The 14,032-nt window shown below is 55.9% G+C and carries 12 protein-coding genes; 6 read left to right on the top strand and 6 right to left on the bottom strand.

Annotation, left to right across the window (positions count from 1 at the left end):
- Positions 1–266 precede the first annotated feature (266 nt).
- Both ctrA and WBC85_RS03310 read right to left on the bottom strand, forming a co-directional pair.
- Complete coding sequence (gene ctrA, locus WBC85_RS03315) at positions 267–983, bottom strand: response regulator transcription factor CtrA (RefSeq protein WP_424433252.1); 717 nt, start codon at positions 981–983, stop codon at positions 267–269.
- Between the two features lie 94 nt (positions 984–1,077).
- Entirely contained in the window at positions 1,078–1,356 is a 279-nt protein-coding gene (locus WBC85_RS03310; protein WP_424433251.1) for a DUF1153 domain-containing protein, read from the bottom strand.
- A gap of 124 nt (positions 1,357–1,480) precedes the next feature.
- On the opposite strand from WBC85_RS03310, the gene mnmA reads away from it, so the two are divergent.
- From mnmA to WBC85_RS03280, 6 genes are all read left to right on the top strand, one after another.
- On the top strand, positions 1,481–2,626 hold the full coding sequence (gene mnmA, locus WBC85_RS03305; protein ID WP_424433250.1) for a tRNA 2-thiouridine(34) synthase MnmA: 1,146 nt from the start codon (positions 1,481–1,483) through the stop codon (positions 2,624–2,626).
- A gap of 4 nt (positions 2,627–2,630) precedes the next feature.
- Entirely contained in the window at positions 2,631–3,620 is a 990-nt protein-coding gene (locus WBC85_RS03300; RefSeq protein ID WP_424433253.1) for an LLM class flavin-dependent oxidoreductase, read from the top strand.
- Between the two features lie 167 nt (positions 3,621–3,787).
- Complete coding sequence (locus WBC85_RS03295; RefSeq protein ID WP_424433249.1) at positions 3,788–4,090, top strand: FtsB family cell division protein; 303 nt, start codon at positions 3,788–3,790, stop codon at positions 4,088–4,090.
- Positions 4,091–4,211: 121 nt separating this feature from the next.
- A complete protein-coding gene (gene pdhA, locus WBC85_RS03290; protein ID WP_424433248.1) occupies positions 4,212–5,213 on the top strand; it encodes a pyruvate dehydrogenase (acetyl-transferring) E1 component subunit alpha in 1,002 nt (333 codons plus the stop codon).
- Positions 5,214–5,215: 2 nt separating this feature from the next.
- Positions 5,216–6,571 carry a pyruvate dehydrogenase complex E1 component subunit beta gene (locus WBC85_RS03285; RefSeq protein ID WP_424433247.1) on the top strand — a complete coding sequence of 452 codons (1,356 nt, stop codon included), beginning with the start codon at positions 5,216–5,218 and terminating at the stop codon, positions 6,569–6,571.
- A gap of 13 nt (positions 6,572–6,584) precedes the next feature.
- Complete coding sequence (locus WBC85_RS03280; RefSeq protein ID WP_424433246.1) at positions 6,585–7,844, top strand: 2-oxo acid dehydrogenase subunit E2; 1,260 nt, start codon at positions 6,585–6,587, stop codon at positions 7,842–7,844.
- 99 nt (positions 7,845–7,943) lie between these two features.
- Here the strand turns inward: WBC85_RS03280 and cysE are convergent, their stop codons facing one another.
- The 4 genes from cysE to WBC85_RS03260 all read right to left on the bottom strand — a co-directional run.
- Positions 7,944–8,756: a serine O-acetyltransferase gene (gene cysE, locus WBC85_RS03275; protein WP_424433245.1), complete on the bottom strand. Its 813-nt coding sequence runs from the start codon at positions 8,754–8,756 to the stop codon at positions 7,944–7,946.
- Positions 8,757–9,179: 423 nt separating this feature from the next.
- Complete coding sequence (locus WBC85_RS03270; RefSeq protein ID WP_424433244.1) at positions 9,180–13,193, bottom strand: baseplate multidomain protein megatron; 4,014 nt, start codon at positions 13,191–13,193, stop codon at positions 9,180–9,182.
- Between the two features lie 3 nt (positions 13,194–13,196).
- The gene (locus tag WBC85_RS03265; RefSeq protein WP_424433243.1) at positions 13,197–13,646 is read right to left on the bottom strand and encodes a peptidase; all 450 of its coding nucleotides are present in this window, start codon (positions 13,644–13,646) and stop codon (positions 13,197–13,199) included.
- The coding region (locus WBC85_RS03260) for a phage BR0599 family protein (RefSeq protein ID WP_424433242.1) at positions 13,643–14,032 on the bottom strand (390 nt) is incomplete at its 5' end. The genes WBC85_RS03260 and WBC85_RS03265, both read right to left, overlap by 4 nt.

The following is a 14,032-nucleotide window of genomic DNA, read 5'->3' as shown; positions in this document are numbered from 1 at the left end:
TCAATCAATGTGTTGCGCCGTTTCAGCGCATCATACTCTGCATCGCTGATCTTGGGCGCATCTTTTGTGTGATAGGCTGTATTCGCCGTGGCAAGTTGCGACGCAAGCTGCGCCAATGCCTCGCGCGCATCCGCTTCACTCAAATCGGAAATGTCGATCTCGGCCATGCGCGTCCCCCCAAACCTAGCGTAGTGATAGGGGCGAGGCACGCGCACGTCCAGAGGATCAGCCGAGTTTTGCGCAAGAATTGAAGGTGCCTGCGCGGTCTAGCTTGCGGCAGCCAGCTGCGGATCGCTCACGCTTTCTTCTACCGGATCGCGTAGCACATAGCCGCGCCCCCAGACGGTTTCGATATAACTGGCCTCACCTGTCGCTTCGCACAGTTTCTTGCGTAGCTTGCAGATGAAAACGTCAATAATCTTCAACTCTGGCTCGTCCATGCCGCCATAAAGGTGATTGAGGAACATCTCTTTCGTCAGCGTGGTTCCTTTGCGCAGGGACAGCAGCTCTAACATCTGGTATTCTTTACCGGTTAGATGGACTGTTGTTCCGCCCGCCTCTACTGTTTTGGCATCAAGGTTGACCGCAATCTTTCCCGTGTTGATGATCGACTGCGAATGCCCTTTTGAGCGGCGAATGATGGCGTGGATACGCGCAATCAATTCATCGCGGTGGAAGGGTTTCGTCAGGTAATCATCAGCCCCGAAGCCGAAGCCTTTGATTTTGTTCTCCGTATCATCAGAACCGCTGAGGATAAGAATGGGCGTGTCGATCCGTGCAAGCCGCAATTGGCGCAGGACCTCATGGCCGTTCATGTCAGGTAGATTCAAATCCAGAAGGATCAAATCGTAATCATAAAGTTTTGCCAGATCGATGCCTTCTTCCCCGTAAGAGGTCGCATAGACATTCAGATTGGCGTGGGTCAGCATCATATCAATGCTTTTTGACGTCGTTGGATCGTCCTCAACCAAAAGTACGCGCATAGGGTTCACTCCGTTTCGCTGTGCTTCAGTGCTAAGCTGGGTGAAAATAGTTAAGGAACTCTTTCAGCGATAAATATAATCCTACACGTACAACCTATGAGTGTCTATAGCGTTGCGTTGCTGTTGTTTTCAACGCGTCTTCACCGTAAATCGCGATTGCTTGCACCCAATGGGCGAATTCTTCTTCGCTAAGGCAATAACGCTCCAGCGCCTCTTTCTTGGAAATCAGCCCGTAGGTGACACCCCGCACAACAGCCGCTTTGCGCGATGCGACCCATCGACGGGTCTTGGGATTGGGAAGATCGGCGCGGCTCATCACCTGACCATCTGGAAGCGTGACTGCGCGTGGTCCTTCAACTTTCTTGAGATACATGTTCTTGCCTCGTTTCTGCTTCTGGCCTTTTTGCCCCCAATCTCTTAAAGCGATGTGAAACGCCCCCTTGAGAGTGTTTAGGATTTTCCTATATTTTCTCAGGTTCTGGTAAGGAGTTGCCGCCATGGCACTGGATCGTCCTGCGACAATAAACAGCCTCGGGTTTGCCAAAGCCCCGTCCGAAACGCGCGTTGTCGTGGCGATGTCGGGCGGCGTGGATAGCTCTGTCGTCGCAGCGCAGCTTGCTTGCGAGGGCTATGATGTTATCGGCGTGACGCTTCAGCTATACGATCATGGGGCCGCTTTGGCGAAAAAGGGGGCGTGCTGCGCCGGCCTTGATATCCATGATGCGCGGCGCGTGGCCGAAGAGATGGGCTTTCCCCATTATGTGCTTGATTACGAGAACGTCTTTAAGGACGCGGTGATTGATGAATTCGCCGATAGCTATCTGGCGGGGGCAACGCCCGTGCCCTGCATTCGTTGTAATGAGCGGGTCAAGTTCAAAGACCTGCTGGAAACCGCCAAAGACCTGGATGCGGATTGCATGGCAACAGGCCATTACATCCAGCGCATGATGGGACCAGAAAAAGCAGAGCTGCATTCAGCCGCCGACGCTGCGCGCGATCAAAGCTATTTCCTGTTCTCCACCAAGCAGGAGCAACTGGACTTTCTGCGATTCCCTCTGGGCCACCTGCCCTCCAAGGCCGCAACCCGCGAGCTGGCGGCCAAGTTCGGGCTTAGCGTTGCGGACAAGCCTGACAGTCAGGACATTTGTTTCGTTCCGAACGGCAATTACGCCGCCGTCATCGAAAAGCTACGTCCAGGCGCGGCAGAGCCCGGCGAGATTGTCGATGTCGATGGCAAGGTTCTGGGGCAGCATAATGGCGTCATTCATTACACCATCGGTCAACGACGTGGCCTTGGCATCGGTGGTCTTGAAACCCCTCTTTATGTTGTGCGCCTCGATGTGGATACCAAACAGGTGATTGTCGGCCCCAAAGAGCTGCTGTCCACGCGGACTATTCCAGTGCGCGAAATCAACTGGCTAGGCGATGCGCCGCTGACGTCGCAAGAAGAATGGCATGTGTTGGTGCGTGTGCGATCAACGCGCCCTCCGCGCCCTGCGATCATTCGCCCGATATCCGACGAAGAAGCCAGTGTTGAACTACTGACCCCGGAAGATGGCGTGTCGCCGGGTCAGGCTTGTGTGTTCTATGACGCAGATAGCACGCGCATCTTTGGCGGCGGCTGGATTTGGCGCGGGTATTGAACCGATGAAACATTTCTCGCTTCTCGATCTTTCGCCGATCCCCGAAGGGCAAACCGCAGCGGATGCTTTTGCCAACACAGTCAGCTTGGCAACGACGGCCGAAACCGCAGGCTATCACCGCTATTGGCTGGCCGAGCATCACAATATGCCCGGCATCGCCAGCGCCGCGACATCACTTGTCATTGCCCAAGTGGCGGCGGCGACGAAAACCATGCGTGTGGGCGCGGGCGGCATTATGTTGCCAAATCACGCGCCGCTCGTGGTGGCAGAGCAATTCGGAACGCTTGCCACCCTTTACCCCGATCGCATTGATCTGGGCCTTGGACGTGCACCCGGGACCGATATGGCCACCGCACGCGCCCTGCGCCGTCACATGGCGCCAGAGGATAGCTTCCCGCAGGACGTACAAGAACTCATCGGATATTTCGGCGATGATGACACCGCCGTGCGCGCGGTTCCGGGCCATGGCACCCATGTACCTGTGTGGATCCTTGGGTCGAGCCTTTACGGCGCGCAGCTGGCGGCGTTCCTTGGCCTGCCGTATGCCTTTGCATCCCATTTCGCGCCCGACATGTTAGAGCAAGCCCTGCATATCTACCGCAGCACGTTTCAGCCCTCTGCGCATCTGGATAAACCGCATGCAATGATGGCCGCAGGTGTTTGCGTCGCCCCGAGCGAGGAAGAGGCGCAGTTTCTACGCTCGTCGCAAATCCTGGCATTTGCGCGACTTCGCACAGGTAAACCCGGCCCCTTGCCGCTGCCGACCCATGACCTTGCAACGCTTGTGCCCGCACCTGTCATGCAACAGGTGAACCACGCGCTGTCCTGTTCAGCCACGGGCGCACCTGATTCTGTCTACCGCGGATTTGAAACGCTGATCTCGCGCTATAACCCTGACGAGATCATGGTCACGGGTATGATCCACGATCACGCAGCGCGCGTGCGCTCTTTCGAGCTGGCCTCGAACGTATTGAAATCATTCATCTCTGAGTAAGCCGACCCGTGCCACGCTATGAAACGCGTTTGAATGCGGAAATTGTGTTCTCAAATACACACCTGCCACGCAGTTCTGCGTTTAGGGGGAAAAGGGGCTGACCCGCAGCAAACCTTCATGGCACACAGCAAGGACGGCGTCCGCCAAGAGACGCTTCTGAGGGCAGCATGGCATCTAAAACCGCAAAACCGGCGCTTGGCGCATTGATCTATTTTGCTGTGGCATTCAGCCTTGCAACCTATTTCACGTTTGCGGCGGTTCAAGGTGACTATGGCGTCTTCCGCCGTGCGGAAATCACGGTTGCGGCGCGCCAGTTGAACGAACAACTGGCAGACCTTCAGGCCGAAGTCAGCGATATGGAAAACCTGACCAAGCGCCTTTCGGACGATTATCTTGATCTCGATTTACTGGACCAGCAGGCGCGTGATGTGCTTGGACTTTTGCGCGCAGACGAGATTGTCGTGCGCTAGGCGCTAAATCACGCCCCTCTTCATTTCCAAAGATTTCCGTTCCCATCCCCCGAGTTTCCCTGTTAGGATAGACGTAGTTTAACGCTAAACTATTTGTCTGATCTGGGAGGATGCACAGCATATGGCCGCGCGAAAATCACCTGTGAAATCCAATGTATCCGCTGAGGAATTACTCGGCTATTACAAGGACATGCTGCTAATCCGCCGCTTTGAAGAAAAGGCCGGACAGCTTTACGGCATGGGCCTGATTGGCGGCTTCTGCCACCTTTATATCGGTCAGGAAGCGGTCGTTGTCGGCCTTGAGGCCACCGCGGAAGATGGCGACAAACGCATCACGTCCTACCGCGATCACGGTCATATGCTTGCGTGCGGTATGGACCCGAATGGTGTCATGGCTGAACTGACGGGGCGCTCTGGCGGTTACTCAAAGGGCAAAGGCGGTTCGATGCATATGTTCTCCAAGGAAAAGCATTTCTATGGTGGCCATGGCATTGTTGCGGCGCAGGTTCCTTTGGGTGCGGGCCTTGCCTTTGCAGATAAATACAAAGGAAACGGACGCGTTACCTTCACGTATTTTGGCGATGGGGCGGCGAACCAGGGTCAGGTCTATGAGACTTTCAACATGGCCGCCCTTTGGGACCTCCCTTGCATTTTCGTCATTGAAAACAACCAATACGCTATGGGCACTGCGCAAAAACGCTCGACGTCTTCGCCGGATATCTACACGCGCGGCGCAGCATTCGGCATTCCCGGCGAAGCGGTTGATGGGATGGATGTGCTTGCCGTCAAAGACGCAGGCGAGCGCGCGGTAAAGCACTGCCGTTCGGGCAAAGGCCCCTACATTCTGGAAATCAAAACCTATCGCTATCGTGGTCACTCAATGTCTGACCCTGCGAAATATCGGACCCGCGAGGAAGTGCAGAAAATGCGCGACGAACGCGATCCGATCGAACAGGTCCGTGAAATGCTTTTGACAGGCAAACACGCGAGTGAAGATGATCTCAAAGCAATCGACAAGGAAATCAAGAAAGTGGTCAACGCTTCGGCAGAATTTGCCAAGGAAAGCCCTTTACCTGATCTGTCAGAGCTTTGGACCGATATCTATGCAGAGGCGGAGGCGTAATTATGGCTACAGAAATTCTCATGCCCGCCCTTTCCCCCACAATGGAAGAAGGCACGCTGGCCAAATGGCTGGTGAAGGAAGGCGATACCGTCGCCTCTGGTGATATCATCGCAGAGATCGAAACCGACAAAGCCACGATGGAATTCGAAGCCGTTGACGAAGGCGTCATCGGCAAAATCCTTGTACCCGAGGGCAGCGCAGGCGTCGCAGTGAACACCGCCATTGCCCTTCTGTTGGAAGAGGGCGAAAGCGCTGATGCCGTTGCACCCCCCGTGGCTGCGCCCACACCTGTTGCAGCCCCTTCCGTGCAAGCCAGCCCCGCACCCGCAGCTGTCGAATACCAAGCGCCAGAACCCGATTGGCCCGAAGGCACAAAGCTGAAACAGCAAACAGTGCGCGAAGCGTTACGCGACGCCATGGCCGAAGAAATGCGCGCTGATCCTGATGTATTTCTCATGGGCGAAGAGGTTGGCGAGTACCAAGGTGCCTATAAGATCTCTCAAGGATTGCTTGATGAATTCGGTAGCAAACGGGTGATGGATACGCCGATCACCGAACATGGATTTACAGGTATTGCTGTGGGTGCCGCCTTTGGTGGGCTTAAGCCGATCGTCGAATTCATGACGTTTAACTTCGCCATGCAAGCTGTTGATCAAATTATCAATTCTGCGGCCAAGACGCTTTATATGTCTGGTGGTCAAATGGGGGCTCCTATGGTTTTCCGTGGCCCCAACGGCGCGGCCGCCCGCGTGGGTGCGCAGCACAGTCAGGACTACGCCGCATGGTATGCGCATATCCCGGGTCTCAAAGTTGTCATGCCCTACACGGCGGCTGATGCGAAGGGGCTGCTCAAGTCTGCTATTCGCGATCCGAACCCAGTTATTTTCCTTGAGAATGAAATCCTCTACGGGCGCAGCTTTGATGTACCTGTGATGGAGGATTTCACTGTCCCCATCGGCAAAGCGCGCATCGCGCGCGCAGGCTCAGATGTGACCATTGTCAGCTTTGGCATCGGGATGAGCTATGCGCTGCAAGCCGCTGAAAAACTGGCGGAAAGCGGCGTTGAGGCAGAGGTCATAGATCTACGGTCCTTGCGTCCCATGGACACGGGAACCGTGATCGAAAGCGTCAAGAAAACCAACCGCTGTGTAACAGTCGAAGAAGGCTGGCCCGTCGGCGCGATCGGCAATCACATATCTGCTGTGCTGATGCAGGAGGCCTTCGATTACCTCGATGCCCCTGTCATAAACTGCACGGGCAAGGATGTGCCAATGCCCTATGCCGCCAACCTTGAAAAGCTCGCGCTTACGACCACCGATGAGGTGATCGAAGCCGTGCGTAAAGTCACATATCGTTAAGGGAGAAAACCACATGGCAGTCGAAATTCTCATGCCCGCGCTCTCCCCCACGATGGAGGAAGGCACGCTCGCCAAATGGCTGGTGAAAGAGGGCGACACGGTCCAATCTGGCGACCTGTTAGCCGAAATTGAAACCGACAAAGCGACGATGGAATTCGAAGCGGTGGATGAGGGCGTGATCGGCAAACTGCTGGTCGCCGAAGGCACCGCAGCGGTAAAGGTTAACAGCCCGATTGCTATTCTCGTGGAGGACGGTGAAACTATCTCACAGGCCGCACCACCACTTGCCACACCAGCGAGCACGGCGCCGAGCGAAACCGCCGCTGCCGCTGCGCCTGTTGCCGCGCCAGTCAAATCAGGCACACGCATCTTCGCTTCGCCGCTGGCCAAGCGCATCGCAGCGGATAAGGGCATTGATCTTACCGGGATCACGGGCTCCGGCCCGAAAGGCCGTATCGTAAAGGCAGATCTGCAAGGCGCAACCTCAGCCCCCAAAACCGCCGCGCCAATGGACAAGGCGGCACCGGCCCCCATGCCCGCCCAAACCAATCCTGACGCGATCACCCGAATGTATGAAGGACGCGATTATGAGGAAATCCCGCTTGATGGCATGCGCAAAACCATCGCGGCGCGCCTAACGGAAGCCAAGCAAACCATCCCGCATTTCTACCTGCGCCGCGACATCCAACTGGATGCGCTCCTCAGTTTTCGCAGTCAGTTGAACAAACAACTGGCGCACCGTGATATCAAGCTTTCGGTCAATGACTTCATTATCAAGGCCTGCGCACTGGCATTGCAGCAAGTGCCAGCCGCAAATGCGGTCTGGGCCGGTGATCGAACGTTACAGATGAATGCCTCCGACGTCGCTGTCGCCGTCGCAATCGAGGGCGGTCTTTTCACCCCCGTGCTTCAAGACGCTGAAAGCAAAAGCCTTTCCGCCCTTAGCGCAGAGATGAAAGACCTTGCAACCCGCGCACGCGATCGAAAGCTTGCGCCGCATGAATATCAAGGTGGCAGCTTTGCTATTTCCAACCTCGGGATGATGGGTATTGAGAACTTTGATGCTGTCATCAATCCACCGCATGGCGCAATTCTTGCCGTGGGTGCAGGCGTCAAAAAGCCTGTCGTTACCGAAACAGGTGAACTGGGGATCGCGACGGTTATGTCTGTCACGCTCTCCGTAGATCATCGGGTGATAGACGGTGCCCTCGGCGCTCAATTGCTTTCTGCAATCAAGGACAATCTGGAAAACCCGATGGCGATGCTCGCCTAGGGCCTGACCTTCATTTTGCCGATAAACTCAAAACCGCCTGACCCTAAAAGGGTCAGGCTAAAACAGCCTGCGGGCTTGCCCGCAGCCATCCGGATCAATCTACTGCGGCGCTGAACTAATCAACTGATCCATCGAAACAGAAGGTTGATCGCAACCTGCTTCGCCGACAATCTTGGCTGGAACGCCTGCTACGGTCTTGCACGGCGGAATATCGGCCAAGACCACGGAACCCGCAGCAATGCGGCTGCAATGCCCGACCTTGATGTTCCCAAGCACTTTCGCGCCCGCGCCAATCAAAACGCCGTCGCCAATCTTCGGATGCCGGTCCTCTTCTTCCTTGCCCGTGCCGCCCAGCGTCACTGAATGCAGCATGGAAACATTATCGCCCACAACTGCGGTCTCACCAATCACGATAGAATGCGCGTGATCGATCATGATGCCTTTGCCAATCGTTGCCGCAGGATGGATATCCACGCCAAAAATCTCGGACACACGCATCTGCACGAAATAGGACAGGTCTTTGCGCCCCTGCGCCCAAAGCCAATGCGCGATGCGATACGCCTGTATCGCCTGAAAGCCTTTAAAGAACACGATCGGCTGCAACAAACGATGGCATGCTGGGTCACGCTCGTAAATCGCCATCAAGTCAGCCTGCGCCGACTCTACGATTGAACGATCATCGGCAAAGGCTTCATCGGCGATATCGCGCAAAATAATCTGGCTCATTTCATTGGAATGCAGCTTGGCTGAGAACCTGTAGGACAGCGCCTTTTCCAGTGAATCATGGTGCAAAATACAAGCATGTATCAAACCACCCATAAGCGGCTCGTCAAGAACAGCGCGCTGCGCTTCTTGCGAGATACGATCCCAAACTGGATCAACACGGTGGAGCGGCTTTCTGGCCTGTGACATGACGACTTCCTTATCCTGCACAACGCGATCCTATACCAAGTAGACAGTACAGGACAAATGCAAAGGGCTGATAGATCACATATCAGTTAGCGATGTATTGTTTGGATGGGGCATATGATCTTTTACTTTTCATTCAAGAACAAGAGTAAGCCGCGTGCTGGAGCTTTGTCAGAACCAACATCAACGTGTCCAGAAACTCCCTATCCAGGCGCGCAGGCGTAGCTGCTAATGCGTGTCGCAGCGCATAAGATCCAAGTGTTCCATCACCGTAAAACGCATGGGCTTTCCCCGTTAAGGTACGAAAAATAAAGGCTTCCTCCACACATTCAAACAGGTTTTCACACCTTGTTTCCCGTTTGAGTGGCGGCGCAAGCATGACATGGCGCGCCGCCAATATGATGTCCCCGACGGTTGGGGCCTGCATCACGAACCACTCATGACCAGCCCGGCAAACAGGCCAGGCCCATAACGGTCGGACACTTGCGCGACGCGGATTTCAAAAACACCGATTGCCCCATCCGAAATGCGATCGCTTGGCGAATATGTGTATGTTGCAGCGTCCAAAATGACCTCGCGCACAACAAGACCACCGACCAGAACGCGCAATACATATTGCTCGCGCTCTTCGCCAATTGGAACATCACCCCAACCCCACTCATCGCCTTCAATTCGTGTTCGGCGCAGCCAGCTGATGCTCAGCTCGCTCCCATCATAAGCGGCGCGCAAATGCGCCGGGGCATAGGGGCGCAAGCCATTGCCATCAAACGTTTCTAGGCGATGCTCATAAGCTGGATCATCATAGCCACGCGGCGCAGGGCCAACGCGATAGTGCCGCTCTACCCCGCGATCCGAATTGCGCAAACTGGTTTGGTTCGGCACCCCGTTCAGCAAAACAAAAACAGACCCGACAGGCCATGCATCTGGCATCACTGCATCGGTTCCAAATTGCCCGCGCAAGCGAAGACTGAGCTCATACGTATCCGCTCCAACCAGCTCTGCCCTTTGAAACTGGAAAACCTCCCAGTTATCAGCCGATCCATCACCAATTGCAGCCAGATTCCCCCCCGACAACAAGGTTTCCCGCGCGATGCTTTCCAACTGATCGCTTGCAAGCTGCACACGTAACGGCGCGCCGCGATCCAAAACACCGGCTTTTCCAGCAAACAGCGGGGTTTGCGTCACTCCAACCGTCGAACGCCCCTGCACATAGGTGTTAAAGCCATAATCCGCATCAGTGGGCGCATCATAGACGGCAACCGCCCCCGGCCATGGTGTCGCTGTTACCGCGATATGGGGTGCGATAGGGCTTTCATTTCCTGTCATCAACGGTAAGTCCATGAAGTATGGCAGCACTGGCAGGACAGGCACAAAGGGCCGCACGGGGCTTTGTTCATCTCCATATGGTGCAGGGCGATAGACGTTAGGCTCAATGCGGACCGCCTCAAGCAACTGGCTTGCGCCCTGCTCTACCCGATCAACCCTGAACTGCGTGTCAGCCTGCGCGCCGCTTAAGCGAATGACATCGCCTGATTTCACGCCCATCTTGGACGGTGGCAGCGCAAAGCGAATGGCCTCTCTTGATACCCGCGCTTCGCTGAGCCAACGCTCCAGCATTTGACGCGCTTCGCCTCTGGTCATCATCAAAGGCAGGTCCGATGACGAAACTGCATGGCTGGCGTCGTCGGGCAAAACCGTCTCCTCAACGATCACATCGAAATCGCCGTCTGCTTGCACAAAGCTGGCGCGCAATCGCCCGGCCAAATCAGCGCCAGAGCCACGCACAATTTCAAGCCGCCCCTCCATTTCGCTGTGCTCCACGAGGCATTCGATATCGATTTCGACATCTTTCTGCCCGTCGCGCATGATGAAATGCAAAACCCCGCCGCGCTCGACCGCATCAAAACCAAAGCGCAGCATGAGCGGTTGCAAGGCACTGCGTGCCTCTAGAATATCGGCAATCTGATAGCCCCGAACCACGCCATACAGGCCCGTGACATCGAAACGCGTCTCGCCTGCGCGCAAACAAATCTCTGCAACCACAGATCCAAGCGAGCGCGACGTCGAGCGACCATTCAGCCAATGCCCACGCCAGTAATTGCTCCCATCGGACCAAAGATCCGTGCGCTTCGGGAAATGCGGATAGGGCCGTGCATCCCATGCCCAGACAAAGGCGCGGCTCAGGTCCAGCATGGGCCCGCCATAGCGGTTTGAAATCGGATTGCGGCCTTCCTCGCTCCAGTAATCTGTCACAGCGCGCAGGTATTGCATCTGGATCAGCTCATCGCGTTGGCCATTTGAATAGCGCGGCGCGCTGGATTCGGACGACTTGGGGTCCAGAAACTTGTTCGGCTGGTTCGTCCCCTTATCAATTGCTGCGCAGCCAAACTCAGTGAACCAGATAGGCTTGGATTGAGGATCCCATTCCGTCGCCGCCGCTTGCCGCAGGCCATCAATACGGTTGTAGTGCAAATTGCTCCACCAACCTCGCAAATCCTTATATCGGTAGATCCACGGCTCGTCATAGGCGCCATCCGTGATCTGCGTTCTGATTTGCGCCTCGCGCGCTTCATCCGAATGGTAATACCAATCAAATCCTTCACCGCCCTCGATGTTGGATTTCAGGTAATCCAGCGCGTAAATAGATCCCCAATCCGCGTCCAAATGTTCCTCGCCATCGCGCCAATCGGACAAAGGCATGTAATTATCGATTCCGATGAAATCGATGTTCTCGTCAGCCCAGAGCGGATCAAGGTGGAAATAATGGTGACCGAACCCATCCTGCGGCGCATAGCCGAAATACTCCGTCCAATCGGCCGCATATCCGATTTTGCAAGCCGCGCCAAGAAGCGCACGCACTTCTGCTGCCAGCGCAATCAGGTGTGTAACCGCTGGAAAGCTGTGCGCGGCGCCTCTTATTTGCGTCAAACCACGCATTTCAGAGCCAATGCAGAAGGACTCGACCCCGCCCGCGGCGGCACAAAGCGCGGCGTTATGCAAAATGAAGCGGCGAAAGCCCCATTCATTCGGTCCATTGTAGGACACAGACCCGGCGCTCACGGTGAAATCGGATGCTGCGGCCAGCCCAAAGAAATCCGCGACTTCGCTCTCGGCTGTGTGCGTCCCATCGGGCGAGCCATCGCGCAATGGCGCGACAGAACAGGTTATCCGCCCGCGCCACGGCAGTTTCGGTTGATCGCCCGCATCGCTCCATGGATCAGGCAGCCCATTGCCATCAAGTTGATCCATCAGAATAAACGGATAAAACATCACCGCTTGACCAGCGCTTTTCAACTCCGCGATGGCCTCAAGAACCGAGTTATCCGACGGCGTGCCACCATAAACAGGTCGCCCGCTTTCCTGCGCAATCTGTTCACTGTTTGCGCGGTTCAAGCCCGCGACAGACCACTGCAAACGATCGCCTTCCAGCGCTTTCTGCTCGACCTTTGGTTTGATCTGGCACGACCCGCAACGCAGATCATCCCCGAACCAGCTGACAATCAGCGAAGCAGCACCGCAATTGGGCAGCTCTTCACCTAGCATCTTTACCGAGGTCTCGAAATCACTCCGATAGCTGGGGGAATTGGCATTCACGCTTTGCTTTTTGCCCAGTCCAAGGTCGAAATGGACAGGTGTTGTTGCAAGCGCAAACTCGCCAGAGCCCGGCATAACCGCAACCGCCCGAATGGCTTGGGTGAGATCACTTGCAAGCTCTGGCAGCTCATCTGTAGCGCCGCGTATGACTTCAAACGTAAACTGCGGAACGCGGTTGCCGTAATCGGCCAGTTGCAAATTCTCGAACACCACATAGGCCGTGCCGCGATAGGCCGGTGCCATGCCATCACCCTCAACCGCTTCGATCTTTGGATCGGGCAGTTGATCGCGCGACCCCTCATAAACCCGCATGTTCAGGTCAATCGGGCTGACCTCGACTCCATCCGCCCAGACCCGCCCTACCGAGGTAATTTCACCCTCGCAAAGCGCCACAGCAATACTGATCGAATAGGCGTAATTCTGCGTCACTGTCGTATTGGAATTGGTTATCGTCGTCGTCCCGACCTCGCGCCTCGCGCCTTTGCCGCCACTGGGTTCCCCCTGCGTCTGGGTGCTGACCTGAGTTGCCGTTGAGGTATACACACGCTCTTCAAACTCGCTCGACCAGATCACCTGGCCCGAGACGCGCATGCGCCCGTAGACTTGCCCGATGGGGCGCCCCTCGCCCGCTCCCGTCAAGCGAAAGCGGTTCATCTGACCCGTCTCAACCGTTTCTGAGCCGCCGCCAATAATATGCTGATCCGTGCGCACAGTGCGCCGATCAATAGCGCTGCCGATCATTGCCCCTGCAAAGCGGCCAATCGCGGACATCGACAGGCCCAGCACCGAACCTCCGACAGAGGCTCCAAGCGATGCACCAGCAGCGGACAAAAGGATCGTGGCCATATCTTAAACTCCTAACGGAAAACGAAAATGCGCCGCGATGCGACGTCTCCAAGGCTGGCTGAGCGGACTTTCCATGACCGCATGACCGCTATAGGCATGAACGAATTTCGCGGTTTCACCCGCCTGCGAGCAAATCCCGACATGTTTGGCAATTGCGCCCGCACGCATGCGGAACAACAACACGTCGCCCGCGGCAATCGTACCAGATTGAGGCAACAAGTATCGCAAAGCTGCCTGCAACAAGACTTCCTCGCCCTGTGGCTCGGCCCAGTCTTGCGAATAAGGCGGCACGACTTCAGGCTCGACCCCATAAAGCGCACGCCAAACCCCGCGAAGCAGCCCCAGACAATCAGTCCCTGCATGCTGTACCGAGGCTTGATGCCGATATGGCGTGCCCAGCCAGCCACGTGCGAGCGCCACAACGCGCTCTGCTGGTATAAATGCATCGCTCATCGTCTGCTACCACCATCGCGCGCGGGGGCTTTGCTTGGATGAACCATCATCCATTCTTCCTCGGGAATGTCAGGAAATCCGCGAAAATTAAGCACATTGGAGAACTTTACACGGCAGGTTTCAAATCGCTTGTCACACCCTGCAAACAAGCGCACCTCATCGCCGACTATGACCCGGGCACGCAGCGGCTCCCAAAGCGTGACCTCTCGCAAAGAACCAACCGTGCGATCCACTTTGATTGCGGCGCTCAAACCTTGCGCGTCACCGCTCAGGATTTCCAGTTTGCCGCGTTCAAACCAATCTACGCCAAATCCTTCAAGATCGTTAAACCGAAAGACGCGCGCGTTCTCAGTCTCAACAACAGCCCTTTCAGCACGATAAGAGTC

The sequence above is a fragment of the Planktotalea sp. genome, from assembly GCF_049680325.1.
Taxonomy (GTDB): domain Bacteria; phylum Pseudomonadota; class Alphaproteobacteria; order Rhodobacterales; family Rhodobacteraceae; genus Planktotalea.
This window is presented reverse-complemented; position numbering and strand designations above follow the sequence as displayed.

Bases quoted from the DNA above. Each gene is read 5' to 3' on its own strand.
- ctrA (WP_424433252.1), bottom strand. From the start codon at position 983: ATGCGCGTACTTTTGGTTGAGGACGATCCAACGACGTCAAAAAGCATT.
- WBC85_RS03310 (WP_424433251.1), bottom strand. From the start codon at position 1,356: ATGTATCTCAAGAAAGTTGAAGGACCACGCGCAGTCACGCTTCCAGAT.
- mnmA (WP_424433250.1), top strand. From the start codon at position 1,481: ATGGCACTGGATCGTCCTGCGACAATAAACAGCCTCGGGTTTGCCAAA.
- WBC85_RS03300 (WP_424433253.1), top strand. From the start codon at position 2,631: ATGAAACATTTCTCGCTTCTCGATCTTTCGCCGATCCCCGAAGGGCAA.
- WBC85_RS03295 (WP_424433249.1), top strand. From the start codon at position 3,788: ATGGCATCTAAAACCGCAAAACCGGCGCTTGGCGCATTGATCTATTTT.
- pdhA (WP_424433248.1), top strand. From the start codon at position 4,212: ATGGCCGCGCGAAAATCACCTGTGAAATCCAATGTATCCGCTGAGGAA.
- WBC85_RS03285 (WP_424433247.1), top strand. From the start codon at position 5,216: ATGGCTACAGAAATTCTCATGCCCGCCCTTTCCCCCACAATGGAAGAA.
- WBC85_RS03280 (WP_424433246.1), top strand. From the start codon at position 6,585: ATGGCAGTCGAAATTCTCATGCCCGCGCTCTCCCCCACGATGGAGGAA.
- cysE (WP_424433245.1), bottom strand. From the start codon at position 8,756: ATGTCACAGGCCAGAAAGCCGCTCCACCGTGTTGATCCAGTTTGGGAT.
- WBC85_RS03270 (WP_424433244.1), bottom strand. From the start codon at position 13,193: ATGGCCACGATCCTTTTGTCCGCTGCTGGTGCATCGCTTGGAGCCTCT.
- WBC85_RS03265 (WP_424433243.1), bottom strand. From the start codon at position 13,646: ATGAGCGATGCATTTATACCAGCAGAGCGCGTTGTGGCGCTCGCACGT.